The sequence below is a fragment of the Pinisolibacter sp. DMC100 genome, from assembly GCF_056313705.1.
The window spans coordinates 1-16,980 of record NZ_JBQUZT010000007.1 but is presented as its reverse complement, the minus strand read 5'-3'; the positions used below and the strand labels follow the sequence as shown (position 1 = coordinate 16,980).

Annotated in this window: 18 protein-coding genes and 1 pseudogene; 9 read left to right on the top strand and 10 right to left on the bottom strand. The window is 70.4% G+C overall.

The window, feature by feature from the left end; all coding sequences use genetic code 11:
• Positions 1-97 precede the first annotated feature (97 nt).
• Together ACT541_RS18170 and ACT541_RS18165 are read left to right on the top strand one after the other, a co-directional pair.
• Positions 98-1,753 carry an AMP-binding protein gene (locus ACT541_RS18170; RefSeq protein WP_476138519.1) on the top strand — a complete coding sequence of 552 codons (1,656 nt, stop codon included), beginning with the start codon at positions 98-100 and terminating at the stop codon, positions 1,751-1,753.
• 541 nt (positions 1,754-2,294) lie between these two features.
• Positions 2,295-2,729, top strand: a complete 435-nt coding sequence (locus ACT541_RS18165; RefSeq protein WP_476138518.1) for a CHRD domain-containing protein — start codon at positions 2,295-2,297, stop codon at positions 2,727-2,729.
• Between the two features lie 65 nt (positions 2,730-2,794).
• Here the strand turns inward: ACT541_RS18165 and ACT541_RS18160 are convergent.
• From ACT541_RS18160 to ACT541_RS18125, 8 genes and pseudogenes are all read right to left on the bottom strand, one after another.
• A pseudogene (locus tag ACT541_RS18160) lies at positions 2,795-3,641 on the bottom strand (transglutaminase-like domain-containing protein).
• Positions 3,642-3,730: 89 nt separating this feature from the next.
• The gene (locus ACT541_RS18155) at positions 3,731-4,300 is read right to left on the bottom strand and encodes a hypothetical protein (RefSeq protein WP_476138517.1); all 570 of its coding nucleotides are present in this window, start codon (positions 4,298-4,300) and stop codon (positions 3,731-3,733) included.
• A gap of 307 nt (positions 4,301-4,607) precedes the next feature.
• A complete protein-coding gene (locus ACT541_RS18150; RefSeq protein WP_476138516.1) occupies positions 4,608-4,751 on the bottom strand; it encodes a DUF3096 domain-containing protein in 144 nt (47 codons plus the stop codon).
• A 46-nt stretch (positions 4,752-4,797) separates the two neighbouring features.
• Entirely contained in the window at positions 4,798-5,046 is a 249-nt protein-coding gene (locus tag ACT541_RS18145; protein ID WP_476138515.1) for a hypothetical protein, read from the bottom strand.
• A gap of 52 nt (positions 5,047-5,098) precedes the next feature.
• Entirely contained in the window at positions 5,099-6,247 is a 1,149-nt protein-coding gene (locus ACT541_RS18140; protein WP_476138514.1) for an alpha/beta hydrolase, read from the bottom strand.
• A 4-nt stretch (positions 6,248-6,251) separates the two neighbouring features.
• Positions 6,252-6,410 carry a DUF3309 family protein gene (locus ACT541_RS18135; protein WP_476138513.1) on the bottom strand — a complete coding sequence of 53 codons (159 nt, stop codon included), beginning with the start codon at positions 6,408-6,410 and terminating at the stop codon, positions 6,252-6,254.
• A 74-nt stretch (positions 6,411-6,484) separates the two neighbouring features.
• Positions 6,485-6,655, bottom strand: a complete 171-nt coding sequence (locus tag ACT541_RS18130; RefSeq protein ID WP_476138512.1) for a CsbD family protein — start codon at positions 6,653-6,655, stop codon at positions 6,485-6,487.
• A 113-nt stretch (positions 6,656-6,768) separates the two neighbouring features.
• Positions 6,769-7,002 carry a hypothetical protein gene (locus ACT541_RS18125; protein ID WP_476138511.1) on the bottom strand — a complete coding sequence of 78 codons (234 nt, stop codon included), beginning with the start codon at positions 7,000-7,002 and terminating at the stop codon, positions 6,769-6,771.
• Positions 7,003-7,440: 438 nt separating this feature from the next.
• Between ACT541_RS18125 and ACT541_RS18120 the strand changes: the two genes are divergently transcribed.
• From ACT541_RS18120 to ACT541_RS18100, 5 genes are all read left to right on the top strand, one after another.
• Positions 7,441-7,728: a hypothetical protein gene (locus tag ACT541_RS18120; protein WP_476138510.1), complete on the top strand. Its 288-nt coding sequence runs from the start codon at positions 7,441-7,443 to the stop codon at positions 7,726-7,728.
• Positions 7,725-8,153 carry a hypothetical protein gene (locus ACT541_RS18115; RefSeq protein ID WP_476138509.1) on the top strand — a complete coding sequence of 143 codons (429 nt, stop codon included), beginning with the start codon at positions 7,725-7,727 and terminating at the stop codon, positions 8,151-8,153. The genes ACT541_RS18120 and ACT541_RS18115 overlap by 4 nt, the downstream gene beginning before the upstream one ends.
• A gap of 7 nt (positions 8,154-8,160) precedes the next feature.
• Complete coding sequence (gene dps, locus ACT541_RS18110; protein ID WP_476138508.1) at positions 8,161-8,778, top strand: DNA starvation/stationary phase protection protein Dps; 618 nt, start codon at positions 8,161-8,163, stop codon at positions 8,776-8,778.
• 52 nt (positions 8,779-8,830) lie between these two features.
• Positions 8,831-9,562: an SH3 domain-containing protein gene (locus tag ACT541_RS18105; protein ID WP_476138507.1), complete on the top strand. Its 732-nt coding sequence runs from the start codon at positions 8,831-8,833 to the stop codon at positions 9,560-9,562.
• A 62-nt stretch (positions 9,563-9,624) separates the two neighbouring features.
• Entirely contained in the window at positions 9,625-9,915 is a 291-nt protein-coding gene (locus ACT541_RS18100) for a hypothetical protein (RefSeq protein ID WP_476138506.1), read from the top strand.
• Between the two features lie 222 nt (positions 9,916-10,137).
• On the opposite strand, the gene ACT541_RS18095 is transcribed toward ACT541_RS18100, so the two are convergent.
• Positions 10,138-10,368 carry a hypothetical protein gene (locus tag ACT541_RS18095; RefSeq protein WP_476138505.1) on the bottom strand — a complete coding sequence of 77 codons (231 nt, stop codon included), beginning with the start codon at positions 10,366-10,368 and terminating at the stop codon, positions 10,138-10,140.
• Positions 10,369-10,980: 612 nt separating this feature from the next.
• Here ACT541_RS18095 and ACT541_RS18090 point away from each other — a divergent pair.
• Positions 10,981-11,964 (top strand): 2-hydroxyacid dehydrogenase, encoded by a 984-nt coding sequence (locus ACT541_RS18090; protein ID WP_476138504.1) that lies wholly within the window; start codon positions 10,981-10,983, stop codon positions 11,962-11,964.
• Between the two features lie 119 nt (positions 11,965-12,083).
• Positions 12,084-12,407 (top strand): DUF1236 domain-containing protein, encoded by a 324-nt coding sequence (locus ACT541_RS18085; RefSeq protein WP_476138503.1) that lies wholly within the window; start codon positions 12,084-12,086, stop codon positions 12,405-12,407.
• Positions 12,408-12,433: 26 nt separating this feature from the next.
• Here ACT541_RS18085 and ACT541_RS18080 read toward each other — a convergent pair whose 3' ends face one another.
• A complete protein-coding gene (locus tag ACT541_RS18080) occupies positions 12,434-16,768 on the bottom strand; it encodes a chemotaxis protein CheB (RefSeq protein WP_476138502.1) in 4,335 nt (1,444 codons plus the stop codon).
• Positions 16,769-16,980: the final 212 nt, after the last annotated feature.

Here is a 16,980-nt window from a genome sequence, read left to right as displayed (position 1 = left end):
GGGCCGAATTGCCGAGGGGTGTGCGATCCCTTTATATCGCTCGCCCACCGGACGACCGGAACCGCGACCCGAAGATCGCCAGAGAGAAGCCGCACCGATGCAGAGCGCCCAGAGCGTCGCCTCCAGCCATGCCGTCCCGACGCTGATCGACGTCGAGGTCTTTTCGTCGATCCCGGAGATGTTCGAGCGTTCCGTCGCCGCCTTCCGCGAGCGCGTCGCCTACGTCAACATGGGCCGCAGCCTGACCTACGACGACCTCGGCGCCAAGGCGCGCGACTTCGCCGCCTTCCTCCAGGGCCATCTCGGTCTGCCGAAGGGCACGCGGGTGGCGCTGATGATGCCGAACCTGCTGCAGTATCCCGTCGCCCTCTTCGGCACGCTCCGGGCCGGCTGCATCGTGGTCAACTGCAATCCGCTCTATTCGGCGCGCGAGCTCGAGCATCAGCTGGCCGATTCCGGCGCCGAAGTCGTGGTGGTGCTGGAAAACTTCGCCCATGTCGTCGCCGAAGTGGTCGGGCGGACGGGGGTGAAGACCGTCGTCGTCACCCGGGTCGGCGATCTCCTCGGCGCCGCCAAGGGGGCGCTCGCCAACTTCATGGTGAAGCGGGTCAAGAAGATGGTGCGGCCGTGGGACATCCCCGGCCACGTTCCCTTCGCCCGCGCCCTCGCCCACGGCGCCCGCCGTGCGCACGAGATGCCGCCGCTCGAACGCGACGATCTCGCCTTCCTGCAATATACCGGCGGCACGACGGGCAGCCCCAAGGGCGCGATGCTCACCCACGGCAACGTCATGGCCAACATGTTGCAGGGTCATGCGTGGCTGGAGCCGGTGTTGCGCGACACCAGGGAGACCATCCTCACCGCGCTGCCGCTCTATCACATCTTCGCGCTGACGGCGAATTGCCTGACGTTCCTCAAGATCGGCGCGACCAATGTTCTCGTCACCAATCCGCGCGACATCTCGGGACTGGTGAAGACCCTGCGCAAGTATCGCTTCACCACGGTGACCGGCGTCAACACGCTGTTCAACGCGCTGCTGCACCACCCGAAGTTCTCGGAGATCGACTTCTCGGCGCTGAGGATCTCGCTCGGCGGCGGCATGGCGGTGCAGAGCGCGGTGGCGGCGAAGTGGAAGGCGGTCACCGGCCGTCCGCTGATCGAGGCCTACGGCATGACCGAGGCGTCGCCCTGCGTCACCATGAACCCGCTCGACGCGCGCGAGTTCAACGGCTCGATCGGCCTGCCCTTCCCCAACACCGAAGTGGTGATCCGCGACGAGGACGGCCGCGACGTGCCGATGGGCGAGCCGGGCGAGCTCTGCGTGCGCGGGCCGCAGGTGATGCGCGGCTACTGGAACAATCCGGAGGAGACCCGCGCGGCGATGACGCACGACGGCTTCCTCAAGACCGGCGACATCGCCCGGGTCGACGCGGCCGGCTACTACTACATCGTCGACCGCAAGAAGGACATGATCAACGTCTCGGGCTTCAACGTCTTCCCGACCGAGATCGAAGACGTTCTGGCCGAACATCCCGGCATCCTCGAGGCCGGGGCGATCTCCGTTCCCGACGAGCATTCCGGCGAGAAGGTCAAGGTGGTCGTGGTCAAGAAGGACCCGGCGCTCGACGCCGAGAGCGTGGTCGAGCACTGCCGCCGCAACCTCGCGGCCTACAAGGTGCCGCGCGTCGTCGAGTTCCGCACCGAACTGCCGAAGACCAACATCGGCAAGATCCTGCGCCGCGCCCTGCGCTGAGGCGGGGCCGGAAGCGCCGTACTCGGAGCGATCCGTCCTCAGGCCGTCGCGGGGTTCGAAGCTCGAGATCGTCCGCCGGAGCTCTTCGAGCGAGACCTTCTGTTCATTCGTCAATTAAACAGAGACCAGCAGGTGTCGGACGTCGACGTCGGTTGGACACTCCCGTTCCCGCTCCGAGCCGCCTCGCGCAGGCCACGAGGATTACAGGCCTTCGGCAACCCGGCCGCCGTCGTCGCACCGGTCCACGGGTCCGGTTCGGGGTCTCTGTGGGCGTGGGTACATTCCGAGTCTGGTGCCGAGCCGGCTCGCCGTGTCCCATGACGGTCGATGCGCCGCTCGTGAAGGGCGCTCTCGGCGTCCGCGCCGCCGGGTCGGCTTCGACCGACGAGACAGGCGGACGTGCCTCGGCCATCGATCCGCTCGATCGGGCCGCGACTTTCCCCCTCCTTCGACGGCCTTCGGCGACGAGGGAGGGCTTCACGTCTCCCGTCCGGCGGTGAAGCCTCCCCGCCCCGGGCCCCAGTTCCGGAAAGGAACTCCCATGAAGACCTTCGACCGCACCCTGCTCGCCACGCTGCTGATCTCCGGCGCCGTCTTCGCTCTGCCGGCGCTGGCCGAGACGACCACCTTCAAGGCCACCCTGTCGGGAACCGAAGAGGTTCCCCAGGTGACGACCAAGGGCACCGGCAGCGCCGACATCACCTACGACGACAAGACCAAGGTCCTGACCTGGAAGGGCACCTATGCCGATCTGAGCGGCGCGGTGACCTCCTCGCACTTCCACGGCCCCGCCGAAGCCGGCAAGAACGCCGGCGTCGAAGTGACGGTCGACGCCGCCGCGAGCCCCTTCTCGGGCAAGGCGACACTGACCGACGCGCAGGCGGCGGACCTGATGAAGGGGCAGCTCTATCTGAACCTCCACACCGCCGCCAACTCGAGCGGCGAGATCCGTGGCCAGGTCCTCAAGGCCAAGTGAGCGTCGCGGCTTCGGCCGAACGCCACCGGGCACGCCTCGCGGCGCCGGAGGGTCTCCTCCGGCGCTCACCACCGTGCCGCCTCCCACGGAACGACCGCACCGCCGGCGTCGACCTCGTCGCACCATACCCGGAACGCCTCCAGCACGTGCGGGCCGAAGGAGTTGACGAGGGGAATGTCGGCGGCGTCGCGACCGCGGGCGATCGGCAGACGCCCGATCCGGGGACGGTTGTTGCGGGGGGTCGAACGTGTACCAGCGGCCTCCCAGCCAGACCTCGATCCAGGCGCTGAAGTCCATCGGATCCGGGCTCGGCGGCACGCCGACGTCACCGAGATGGCCGTTCACGTAGCGCGCCGGGATGTTCATGCAGCGACACAGCGTGATCGCCAGATGGGCGTAGTCGCGGCAGACGCCGACGCGCTCGTGGAACGCCTCGAAGGCGGTGCGGGTCGGCCGGGCGCTGGCGTAGTCGAAGGCGATGCGATCGTGAACGAAGTCGCAGATCGCCTGCACTCGGCCCCAGCCCGGACTCACGCCACCGAACAGATCCCAGGCGATCTGGCTCAGGAGGTCGGTCTCGCAGTAGCGACTGCCGACCAGATGGATCAGACAGGCGTCGGGAAGGTCGGCGACCGGCACCTCTTCGGCGAAGGGCGCGACCGGGTCCGCCTGCCCGTCGTCCTCGATCACGCCGCCGGCGGAGATCCGCAGGCGCCCCGCGGGAGCCACGAAACGACGGCAGCGATTGCCGAAGAGGTCGAAATAGAGCCGCGATCGGATCGGCGGTTCGGAGGTGAACGGTATCTCGGTTCGGATCGCGGGCAGGATGCTGCGGTGGAGGTCCAGCAGGCAGACCATCGGGGTCGGCGCGGCGCAGACGAAGGTCATCTCCCAGCCGTATCGGATCAACATGTCGCCCCCTTTCTCGACGGGTGTTCGACCGCCCCGCCGGGGGCAGGACGGTCGACGGCACCCATGGCGAGCCGGCCCGGATCCGGCGCTCAGGCGACGGCGGGACGGCCCGTCGCGCCGTCCGGTACCGCCGCGACCGGTTTCGCGTGCGTGTGGACGTCGATGCTCGCCGGGCTGGTCTGGTCGAGGATGGCGCGGGCGCGCGCGATCTCGTCGGCCGTCCCGTGCGCCGACACCAGGAAGCCGTCGGCCTTCACCGCGCCCTCGTAGCGGATCACGCTGTCCTTGGGGATGCCTAGTCCGTAGAGCGCCGCGCCCAGCGCGCTCAGTCCGCCGACCACGACGGCGTTCTCGAGCACCGAGACCGACACGGCGGCGAGATAGCCGAGGACGATCACGTGACCGACCAACGGAACGGTCAGGAACAGTCCACCGAAGAACAGGCCCCAGAGCGCGCCCCAGAAGGCGCCGCGCGTGCCCCAGAAGCGGACGCGGTCGCCGGTGTTGTAGAAGCCGACGACCTTTTCCTCGGTGTGGAAGCCCCGGCCGATGAGGCTGAGCTTCTTCATTTCGAAGCCGCCCTGGCTCAGCCTGTGGATCGCGGCCTCGGCGGCATTGTGGTCGGCGAAGACGGCGATGACGGTGTCGGTGATCTTCATGGTGCTTCTCCTCGGTGCGCGCTCGTCGCGCCGCCGCGAGGCTGTCCCGCCGACGGCGACGGACCGCGCGCCGCGCCGCGACCGCCCATGAGGACGTCCGGCACGTCGCGCCGCCCTTCGCTCCGACCCTAGAGACCGGTCCGCGCTCTCGGCAGGATCGGAAAGTACTCGAGCCGAGACGGGCGCCGCGCGGTTCTACGCGGCGGCGTCCGACGGGCGTCGAGGCCCTCGCCCATCGCCCGGAAGGCGACGCGTCGTGGCGAAAGACGTCGCGGGCGTGGTCCACCGTTCCCGCGCCGAGGTCGCGTCACTTGAACAGGCCGAGGCCGAGAAGGCCCGAGACGATCAGGAAGCCGGCGACGATGTAGTTGAGCAGTCGCGGCATCACCAGGATCAGGACGCCGGCGATCAGCGAGACGACCGGCTGGAGGTGTCCGATGGAGATGGTCATGATGGCAGTCCTCTCGTTCGATGGGTGAAGGAAGGCGGGCCCGCCGTCAGGACTTCTTCGTCGCGGCATCGACTTCGAAGATCACGTCGAGCTCCGCCCGCAGCGTACGGATCTGGACGCCGATGGCAATCGCACGGTCGACCGCCTCCTTCCGGCGCTCGGCCTTGACGGCCCGGAACGCCTTGCGGTGCTCGCCCGAACGCATGCCGCGCAGCGTCCGTCTGATCGCCTTCCTGGCCAGTTCGAGCGTGGTCTCGACCACCTCGAATTCGGCTTCGTCGTTGTCTCTGGACATCTCGTTCTTCTCCTCGATCGTCGGGCACGCGCGGCACCGACCTCGCGTCGTCTCAGGGACGGCCCGCCGCGACCGCGGCGACGGGGGCCGTGACGAGCGTGGTCACCGAACCGACCGTGCCGACCAGGACCGCGCCGAGCCGGTCGCCCAGACCGACCCGCGCATCCGAGACCGGTTGGCCGGCGAGAAAGCGTTCGCCGAGCAGACGCACCACGCCGGGGCTCTTGGCGAACTTGCCGTGGTTGAGCGCACCGCCGCCGTCGAGGGCGGTCAGATCGATGACGTCGACGCCCCGCTTCTCCAGCAGCGCGCGGTTGGCGGGGGTGGTCGGGTCGATCGCCCCGAGGCGCGCGCCGCTGCCGGCGACGAACGTCGCCAGTTCGAGCGCGTGGTCGTCGCGCGAGACGAAGAGCGTGAAGCGCGGATGGCCGCCGATCCGATCGAGCTGGGCGCGGAAGACGTCGACGTCGAGATCGGGCGAGGCGAGGATCACGTTGCCGATCTTCGCCGAGACGCCGCCGTCGCGGATCGCCATCTGCCGCAGCGCCTCGACGGCCGGCCAGCTCCCCATGGAATGGGCGAGCACCGTGACGTCGGTGACGCCGGGATCGGCGACGGCGGTGCGCAGCAACCCTTCGAGCGCATCGCGCGACACGGTGGCGCTGTCCTTGTCGTAGTCGTAGGCCCAGGCCGAGCCGCGCGAGGCCCACGAGAACAGGACCGGCAGGAACGCGGTGCCGCTGTCGTGGACGAGCTGGGCGAAGCGGAACACCGCTTCGTCGTGGCGCGTGTCGAAGCCGTGGACGAAGATCAGCACGCGATGCCGGCCGGATCGGTGGAACCAGGACTTCACCGCCTGCGGCTCGACCGGGTCGGAGCGCAGCACGGCGAAGCCGAGCGCCGGGTCGGCCGGCCGGCCGGAGGGCCACTGCACCGTACCGACGGTCCGTTTCGCCTCCGGCGGAATCGACACGACGAGGCGGTCGATCCGGACCGACGTGCCGCGGTCGCCGTCGAAGGGCGCATCGACCTGCCCGGTCGGGGCGCGGGTGGTCACGGCCAGCATGTCGACGCGCGACGTGTCGTCCGCTCGCAGCGCGGTCGGCGCCAGCCCGCCTTCGGCATGGCCGGCACAGCCGGCGAGGCCGAGACCGACGGCGACGACGGTGCCCAGATGACCCCTGACGCGGTCGCGAGCCATGGCGTCACAGCCGGCCGAGCAGCAGCAGCACGACGACGATGACCAGGACCAGTCCGACGCCGCCGCTCGGGCCGTAGCCCCAGTTGGCGCTGTGCGACCACGTCGGCAGGGCGCCGACCAGGAACAGGATCAGGATGACGAGGAGGATCGTACCGAGGCTCATGATGGTCTCCCTTCGAGGAATGGCGCGTCGTTCCCTCGGAGCGCTTCCGCCCCGAGGGAACGACGACGGTGCGGTCACTTCTTCAGAGCGTCGCGGGTGCTGCCGACGAGGTTCTGGACCTTGCCCTCGACCTTGGCGGCCTTGCCGTCGGCGACGAGCTTGGCGTCGCCGAGGAGCTTGCCGGCCGTCTCTTCGACGGCACCCTTCACCTGCTTGGCGGAACCGACGATACGGTCCTTGTTCATGGTCTCTCTCCTGTGTCTCGAGGTTTCGCGGAACCGGCGGGGGTGCCGTCCGCGATCGAAAGCCGCGCCGGAGGCGGACGATCCGGCGGACGGGCTCGTGCGGTCGACGACCGTCAAGCTCCCGACGCCTCGTCGGGTCGGCCGGGGATGTGGCCGTGGGCGGTGACGGCGAAGCGCCGCGCGAGGTCGCTGTGTTCCAGGGCCGCCGTCGCGTGGCGATCGGCGGATGCCGGGTCGCCGAGGTCGTAGAAGTGCGAGGCCTGGTGATGGTGATGGGCGGCGGCGTGATGGTGCGACGCGGCCTGATCGTGGTGTTCGGCGGCCAGATGCCGGATGGGCGATTTCATCGATGTTCCTTCCACCCCCACCGGGCGACCGTTCGATCGCCGTCCGTGAAGTCGAGGCACCACCGACGATCCCGGATGCGACCGGGAGGGCGCCGCGCTTTCGGGAGCCATCGTTCGGGCAGCGACACGGGGGGACGAGATCGAGCCTAGGAGGGGTGCAGGCGCGCGGGCAGCCTCGGAAACTACTCGAGCGTCCCGAAACCGCACCGACGCGGCGTCGCGTGAGCGGCCGGCGACGAACCGTCGGGACGGCGTGCGCGGTCGGCGGGCGCTCGCTCGAGTAGATTCCGTCCCTGCTCGACGCGGGGGCGGTCTGTCTAGGATCGCTCTCGGCCCCTTCGTCGTTCGGAGCCTCCCGCGCCGACGTGCCCCCCGAACGGGGTGGCGTCGACAGGTTCGGGAGTGCCGCCGCCGCGCTGCCGGCCGGAGGATTCCTCCATGAACACTGCCACCGATCCCGACATCGCCAGCCTGCGCGAGGACCTCGCCGCGCTGAAACGCGACTTCGCCGGTCTCCTCGATCACTCGAAGGACCGCGTCGGCGACAGCGTCGGCCGCGCCGCCGCCTCGCTCGACGACGGCGCGCGCCGTATCGCCGACGAAGTCGGGACCGAGAGCGCGCGGGCTGCCGATGCGCTCGGCAAGGCGATCGAGGAGCATCCGCTCGCCGCCCTCGCCGTCGCCGTCGGGGTCGGCCTGATCGGCGGCCGGCTGTTGCTGCGGTGACCGGACTTCCGACATGGCTCGGCCTCGCCGTGCGGGTCCTCTCGGCGACCCGATCGGCGGGGTCGGTCTGCCCCGAAGCCCGCTCTCCGACACGCTTCGTCGCGGTCGCCGGGCTGGGGCTTCTCGCGGCGGCCTCCGCTCTCGCGGCGCTCGGCTGCGCGACCGCGGCGGCTTGGATCTGGCTGCACCCGCTGGTCGGTCCGGTCGGCGCACCGCTGGTCGTCACCGCCGGTCTCGCCATCGTCGGACTGATGCAGGCGCTGCTGATCCGCCGTCTCCTTCGCGATCCGTCCCCGTCCCGGTCGCCGCCCTCGACCGACGACGCCCTGCTCGGCGAGGTCAGTCGTCTCGTCGTCGCCCACAAGATCCCGATGCTGATCGCCGCCGTCGTCGGCGGCGCGATCGTCGGCTCAACCAGGAAGTGAGACCAACATGACCTCGTCGCCCACCTCGCCCAAGCCGCGTTCGATCGCTGCCGTCGCCCCGTCGCTCGCCCCGGCACCCGCCAAGGCCGACACCGGCCGTGCCGATCGCGAGCAGACGGAATTTCCCCTGTCGACGACCCACAACACCCTCCACGCCGACATTCGCGCCCGCTCGATCGAACTGCTCAACCTGCACCTGGCCGCCTCGATCGATCTCCAGGCACAGCTGAAGCAGGCGCATTGGAACGTGCGCGGTCCCGGCTTCATCGCCATTCACGAGCTGTTCGACCGCATGGCCGAGACCGTCGCGGCCTGGTCCGACGTCCTCGCCGAGCGCGCCGGAGGGTTGGGCGGCACCGCCCACGGCACCATCCAGGTGGCGACCGTCGGCTCCTTCCTCGTTCCCTACGACCTCGGCCTCGCCGACACCACGAAACACCTCTTCGCCGTGGCGAGCGGTCTGGCCGCCTTCGGCCAGTCGGCCCGTCGGGCGATCGATCAGGCCGAAGGCTTCGGCGACGCCGACACCGCCGACATCTTCACCGAGATCTCGCGCGAAGCAGACCGCCAGCTCTGGTTCGCGGAATCGCACAACGTCCCGCATCGCGGCGCCACCACCGGATGAACGACGGCGCCACACCCGAACGGGTCGCTCGACCCGTGGAAAGAGAGATCCCATGTCGACCCGCTCCACGACGTCCGCCCTCGGACTGGTCCTGACCCTCCTCGTCGTCCCCGGTGCCGCTCTGGCCGCCGAGGGCTTCGCCCGCTCGTCGTCGTCCCTGCGCGCCGGGCCGGGCACCGACTACCCGCGCGTCGCCCGCGTCGCCTCCGGCGAGAGCCTCGAGATCTTCGGCTGTCTGCGTCGCGCCACCTGGTGCGACGTGTCGGCCGACGGCGAACGCGGCTGGTTCCCCGGCAACCGCATCGACTTCGTCCAGTCCGGACGGCGCGCGCGCCTGTCGAGCGACGGCGCCATGTTCGGTCTCTCGGTCCTGACCTTCGGGATCGGCGACTACTGGGGCGCACACTACGGCTCGCGCCCCTGGGTGAACGACCACCGCTGGCGCGGTGGTCCCCGCGGTGATCGCGGTCCCATCGTCAACCCGGCACAGCCGCCGCACAAGCCGGGACCGCCGCCGGACATCACCGGAGGCGGCCCGCCGCCGGCGGCGACCGCGCCGGTCGAGCGTCCGCCGAAGCAGGCCTCGCCGATGCGCGAGCCGCCCGCCGCGCGGCGTCCCGACGACGCCACGCGCCCGAACCGGGGACCGGCCGCACTGATGCCACGGGACGGTGGCACGATGCCCGGGCCGGCCTCGAAGGACACCGCACGCCCGCAGGATCGGCCCCGCCCTGCGACGGGCGGCGCGCCCGAACTGCTCCGCACGCCCGGCCAGCCCGATTGACGTCCCGGTCGCGACGACCGTTCCGGTCGTCGCGCCACTCCGATCCCGAAGAGGATTTCCCCATGAAGACCTCCCTGAAGACCTTCGCCGTCCTGACCGTCGTCGCCTTCGGTCTCGCCGCCTGCGCCAACGCCCGTGACACCCGCATGGCGGAGGGTGCCGGCATCGGCGGTGTCGGTGGAGCGATCATCGGCGGTGCCGCCTCCAACAGCGTCGGTGGCGCTCTGATCGGCGGTGTCGCCGGTGCCGCCGCCGGCGCCGTCATCGCCGACGCGACGCGGCCGCATCATGCCGGCCGCTACTGCTACTACAGCCGCGCCGTCGGTCATCGCGTCTGCCGCTACCGCGACTGACACGGACGAGACATCGGTCGATCGTCGCCGCGACGGTCGATCGAACGCCGAGGGTCGGATGCCTCCTCCGATCCTCGGCGGCCCACCGGATAGACGAACGCCGTGCGGTCCGATCCGACCGCACGGCGCTTTCGTTCGAACTCACTGCCGCCCCGCCATCGCGGCGCCCCGGTCCCGACGCCGTGAGGGCGGCGGCGGGGGCCGGGGACGCCGCACGCGCGGTCAGGCCTCGGGCAGGAGAGCCGCACGCTTCTCGAACCGCGCACGCAGGTGCGGCGCGATCATCCACGACAGCGGCAGGGAGACCACCGCGCTGACGCCGATGAACCACGGGAACAGGCTCATCGCGTGGCTGGTCAACGGCGTGGCCAGGATCAGGATGGCCGCGGCGCCGAACAGGACGGCCTGCACCATCATGTAGACGAGCACGGAGATACGCAGTCGGGTGTCCATGGCACTCCTCCTCGAGCGTTGCTTTCGGTCGTCGGCCGAAACGGTTCTTCGTCGGCGACGCATGCGATGACTTGCCGAACGAACGGGTGAAACGTCGCGGGGCCGGGGCCGGGCACCTTCGCCTCGAAGGTCGGGCGGCCGGGGCCGACGGGACGAGGGGCCGCCGGACGATCGCCCAGGGGGGAGGTGGGCGGTCCGACGGCGGGACCTCGAGGTCCGGGTCGAACCCTCGGCGGTCGAACGGGGCGAGAGTCGGGGGAGAGCTTCGCGCCGCCCGTCGAGGGCACGACCCATCAGAGACCATCGATCGGACGCCGGCGTCAGCCTCGGAATGTACTCGAGACGCCGACGGCCGCGTCGACCCGGTCCCACGACGTCGTCGGCGACGCCGTTGCCACCGCCACCTTCGCCGCGACGGCGAACATCCCGGTGATCGACCGTCGGTCGGGTCCGACCGCTTCCGGAGTGTGCCCGGAGGGCGCGCGGCGTCCGAGTATATTCCGACCTTCCCGAGCCGGGCTCGCGGGCCCAGACTCGGGCGCCCGCGATCCGTCCGCTCGTCCTCCGCGATCGGTGGTCGATCGGCGAGGCGGCACCGCCGGAGGGCTCGCCGTGAACGTCACCATCTTCAGCACCAAGTCCTACGACCGGCAGTTTCTCGCCGCCGCCGCGGGGTCACACCGGCTCGTCTTCCTCGAGGCGCACCTCTCACCCGAGACCGCCGTTCTGGCGCGCGGGGCCGGCGCCGTCTCGGCCTTCGTCAACGACCGGATCGACGAGGCGGTGCTGGCGACCCTCGCGAGCCTCGACGTCCGCCTCGTCGCCCTGCGGTCTGCCGGTTTCAACAACGTCGATCTCGCCGCCGCCGCGCGCCACGGCGTGGCGGTCACCCGGGTGCCGGCCTATTCGCCGGAGGCGGTGAGCGAGCACACGGTGGCGCTGATCCTGGCGCTCGACCGCCACATCCACCGTGCCTATGCCCGTGTCCGCGAGGGCAACTTCGCGCTCGAGGGGCTGCTCGGCTTCAATCTGCACGGCCGCACCGTCGGCGTGGTCGGGACCGGGCGGATCGGACGCGGGGTGGCGCGGATCATGGCGAGTTTCGGCTGTCGCGTCGTCGCCTTCGACCCGACGCCCGATCCCGACTGCGTCGCCGCGGGCGTCATCTACATGGACCTGCCGGATCTGCTGACGATCGCCGACGTCGTCAGCCTGCACTGTCCGCTGACGCCGCAGACGCGGCACATGATCGACGCGACCGCGATCGGCAGCCTGAAGCGGGGGATGATGCTGATCAACACCAGCCGCGGCGGCCTGATCGACACCCGCGCGGTGATCGACGCACTGAAGGAGGGCACGATCGGCCACCTCGGGCTCGACGTCTACGAGGAGGAGGCCGACCTGTTCTTCGAGGATCTCTCCGACCAGGTCATCCGCGACGACGTCTTCGCCCGGCTCCAGACCCTGCCGAACGTCCTGATCACCGGCCACCAGGGCTTCTTCACCGTCGAGGCCCTGCGGGCGATCGCCGAGACCACCTTCGCCGACATCACCGCCTTCGAGACGACCGGCCGGGCGATCCACGAGCTGCGGTGAATGGGTAGATTCCGAAGCTGCCGACGGGTCGGAGCGTCGGTCATGCTGCGGTCCGTCGTTCCGTCCACGCGGGGCCGTGGATCCGGATCGCGTCTCGAACGCGACGACGGGAGAAGGCCATGCAGACGTGGATCCTCGCCGCCTCACTGGTCACGATGCTCGCCGTTCCGATCGCCGTGGCGGCCGGGGACGGCAGCTTCGCCGACGGGCTGTTCGGCGCCGACCAGCGGCCACGGTTTCGCGAATACGTCGTCCGCCGCCACCCGGTCTCCTTCGCCTACGGCCGAAAGCTGCGGATCGGGACGATCCTGCCGGACCGGGGCGTGACCTATCACGACGTCCCGGCGGAATACGGGGTTCGCGCCTTCCGCTACACGATCGTCGATCACAAGCCCGTCCTGGTCGATCCGACCACACGGCGCGTCGTCGACATTCTGGAATGACCCGCTTCGAGACCGAACCGAGATCGTCAGTCGTCGATCTCGGCGATCAGGCGCACGAGGGCGGGCAGCGACGTCGCTCCGGTCTTCCGCATGATCGCGGCGCGATGGTTCTCGACCGTCCGCTGGCTGATGCCGAGATCGACGGCGATGTTCTTGCTCGGATGCCCGGCGAGGACCATCTCCATGATCTGGATCTGGCGCGGCGTCAGGTCGGCGACGCGGCGTCCTGCCGCCGTGCGTAGAGCCGCATGCATCTCGTCGTCGCGCGCATGGTCCAGCGCCCGCCGGACGCAGGCCAGCAGTTCGGCACGGCCGACCGGCTTCTCCAGGAAGTCGACCACGCCCAGTTTCATCGCCTCGACCGCCTTGGCGACGTCGCCATGGCCGGTGATCATGATCGACGGCAGCGAGAGCCCCTCGGCGTCGAGCCGGCGCAGCAGCTCGAGACCGCTCATGCCCGGCAGCGAGGCGTCGATCAGCAGACAGGCGTCGCCGCTCGACCGGTAGGCCGCGAGAAAGGCCTCGCCGCTGTCGCAGGTCTCGACCGACAGCCCTTCCGACTCCAGCGTCGCCCCCATCGTCTCACGGACAGCCGCGTCGTCGTCGACCAGCCAGACCTGAACCGTCGGCACGGGCGGTGGCGCCGGGCCGACCTTCGGCGCGCGTTCGCCCGGTCTCGACGGCTGCGACAGCAGACGGTCGACGACGTCGAGCAGGGCCGCGGTCGTCACCGGCTTGTCGATGTGCACGCAGCCCCGGTCGGTGATCTCGCGCAGCGTGTCCGGCGAGATGTCTCCGGTCAGGATGATCGCCGGCACGGCGTGGCGGACCGCCTCGCGCAACCGCGTCACGACCTCGAGCCCGTCGATGCCGCCCGGCAGATTGAGGTCGGCGAGCACCAGATCGGGCCGCGATGTCCCCTGGACCACCATCTCCAGGGCGGCGACGCCGTCGGTCGCGGCGATGACGAAATGACCTTCGCGCTCGAGCACCAGCTCCAGCAGATCACGCACCTCCGGCTCGTCCTCGACCAGCAGGATCGATCCGATCCGCCGTCCGCCCTCGGTCTCCGCCGCGCGCGGCGGGGCCGTGTCGGCGGCGAGGTCCGGCCGACGCGAGGTCCCGTTCGTCGTCGGCGGCACGTCGATCGTGAAGACCGATCCGCGCCCCGGGCGCGATCGGACGTGGATGCGATGGCCGAGCAGATCGCCGAGCCGCTGGACGATCGACAGGCCGAGGCCGAGGCCCCGGGTGCGGTCACGTCCGGCGTTGTCGATCTGATGATACTCGTCGAAGATCGTCCGGAGTTCGTCGGCGGGAATGCCGATGCCGGTGTCCCAGACCTCGATGCGCACGGTCGTGCCGCGCCGTCGGCAGCCGAGCAGCACCTTGCCGTGCTGCGTGTACTTCAACGCGTTGGCCAGGAGATTGCGGAGCATCTGCTCGAGCAGCCGCCGGTCCGTGCGCACCGTCCGCGTCGACGGGAAGGCCCGAAACGTCAGGCCCCTGGTCTCGGCCGCATAGGCGAATTCGCCGCTCATGCGGGCGAAGACGTCGCCGAGCGCCACGTCGTCGACCCTGACGTGGACCGTCCCCGCCTCGATCTGGTTCATGTCGAGCAGCGTGTCGATCATGCCGGTCATGGCGCCGAGCGCATCCTCGAGCCGACCGACCAGCCGCTCGGCGCGCGCGCCGGTGACCGCCTCGGCGAGCAGGCCCTGCAACAGGCAGAGCGTCTGCAACGGTTGGCGCAGGTCGTGGTTGGCGGCGGCGAGGAAACGCGACTTGGCCAGACTGGCCTGTTCGGCACGGCGCTTGGCGGCGTCGAGCGCCTCCGCCGTACGCCGCCGTTCGGTGACGTCGACGAAGGTGATGACCACACCGGCGATGCGGTCGTCGAGCGTCCGGTAGGGCAGCACCCGGCGGATGAACCAGAGATCGTTCGGCGCCGCGATCTCGCGTTCGATCGGCGTCGCGTCGCGCATCACGGCGCGGGCGTCGGCGAGCAGGGCCTCGTCCGTGGCGAGGAAGCGCAGATCGGCGAGCGGCCGTCCGACGTCGCTGGCGATGATGCTGAAGAGCAACCGGATCGCCGGCGTGAAGAAGCGGATGTCGAGGTTTGTGTCGAGGAACAGGGTCGCGACGTCGGTCGAGTTGAGGACGTTCTGCAGATCGTTCGAGGTGGTGCGATGGCGCTCCAGCGTCTCCTGGAGCTGGCCGTTGAGGGCGGTCAGTTCCTCGTTGAGCGACTGGAGCTCCTCCTTCGAGGTCAACAGCTCCTCGTTGGTCGACTGGAACTCCTCGTTGGCCGAGAGCGCCTCCTCGTTGACCACCTTCTGCTCTTCGAGCGAGATCTCCAGGCTGGCGATCGCCCCCTGCAGTTCCCGCCGCGTGGCGTCGAGCTCGCGCTCGGCGACGCGTGGGTCGCCGTCGGCATCGACCGGTCGGTCGTCGTGCCGGGGCGGCCCCGGAACGTCGACGAAGCAGACGAGGAACATCGTCTCGTCCGGCTCGTGCACCGGCCGGACGTCGATCGTGAAGGCCACGTCCTCGCCGTCGCGCTGGAAGACTCCGCCGTCGACGACGACGCGGGCGTCCTCCTCGGCGGCGCGCCGGATCGCCGAGCGCAGCTTGATGCGCAGGGGATCCGCCACCAGCGCGAGGAGGTCGTGGCTCGGTGAGCCCGGCGCCAGGCGCAGGTGACGGTCGATCGGCCCGAGCGTGAAGAGGCATTCGTAGGCGCGGTCGATCAACACCGCCGCGGGCGCGTGGGTTTCGATCACCAGACGACGGCAGAGATCGGCGAGCGACGACTGGCGCTTCGGCGTCCGCTCCGAATGGCGGCGGAGCGCCGGAGCGATGCCGGCGCCACCCGGCACCGGACCGAAGTCCGCCGAGCGGCCGGGGCCGATCCGGCGGAAGAGACGCCCGGGCTTGGGCAGCGCCTCGAAGCGGTCGTCGTCGCCGGCGGTCTCGGCGTTGCCGAGCAGCAGCAGGCCGCCCTCGCGCAGGGCGAAGTGGAACAGCGCCAGGACCTTCTGCTGCGCCTCGCTTCCCAGATAGATCAGCAGGTTGCGGCAGGACACCAGATCGAGCCGGGAGAACGGCGGATCGGCGAGCACGTCCTGCACGGTGAAGACCACGACGCCGCGCAGATCGGGCGAGACGCGGAAGCCGTGCTCCTCCCGGGTGAAGAACCGGGCGAGGCGCTCGGCGGAGAGGTTGGCCGCGGCGGTCGTCGGATAGAGCCCTTCGCGCGCCGCCGCCACCGCGTCGGCATCGACGTCCGATGCGAAGATCTGGAGGCGGATGGTACGCTTGGAGGCCTCGATCGCCTCGAGGAACAGCATGGCGAGGGAATAGGCCTCCTCGCCGGTGCTGCATCCCGGCACCCAGACGCGGATCGGGTGATCGGGCGAGCGGTCGCGCACCAGATCGGGCACGATCGTCGTCGCCAGACGCTCGAACACCTCGGCGTCGCGGAAGAACTCGGTGACGTTGATCAGCAGGTCGGCGGCGAGCACGCTCAGTTCCTGCGGATCGCCGCGCAGGGTCGCGAGATAGGCGTCGACGTCGGCCGAGCCGGTCGCCGCCACCCGCCGCTCGATCCGGCGTCGCAGTGTGCCGGGCTTGTAGAGGCGGAAGTCGTGCGGCGTCCGCGTCCGCAGGAGTTCGACGATGTCGGCGAGGCGATCGGGCGAACCCGACGGGACCGCCTCGACGCCGCCGCGCTCCGCCGCCGCGCGACAATGGGCGATCAGGGCCGGTCCGATCTCCTCGACCGGCAGGACCCTGTCGACCGTGCCGGTGGCGATGGCGCTGCGCGGCATGCCGTCGAAACCGGCCTCGCCGGGGTCCTGGACGACGACGAAGCCGCCGGCGTCCTTCACCGCCTTCAGACTGCCGCTGCCGTCGGCGCCGGACCCCGACAGGACGACGGCGATCGCCCGTTCCCCGCAGGAGCGCGCCAGCGAGGCGAGGAAGGCGTCGAAGGGCAGCCGCGCGCCGTGACGGGCGGCCGGGCGGGAGACGCGGAGCACGCCGCCGTCGATCGTCAGCTCGGTGCCGGGCGGAATGAGATGGAGGTGGTCGGGGCGGAGCGGTTCGCCGTCGCGCGCGGCGGCGACGGTCATCGTGGTGTGACCGGCGAGGAGATCCGCCATCAGGCTCTCGTGGTGGGGGTCGAGGTGCTGCACCAGCACCATCGCCATGCTGTGATCCGCCGGCAGGCAGGCCAGCATCCGCCGACACGCCTCGAGCCCGCCCGCGGAGGCGCCGATGCCGACCACGGTGAGGTCGTCGCGCGGCTCGGTCGGTGGTGTCGCGGGATCGGAGGGCGGAGCCGGCTGGTCGTTCGACATGCGACGCGCGCTCCCCGAGGGATCCACTCCGAACGGAGGATCCGTCGCAATCGTAACACGCTCCGGTGTGTCCGGCGAGAATGCGGCGGGCGCATCACTTCGTACGGGGTGACCGGTCGTGACGGCAGCCGCGAGGACGCGCCGTCAGGCGGGGCGCGAATCCGCTTCGAGGATGGCGTCCAGTTCCGCCGGGTCGATGGCGACGACCTGCC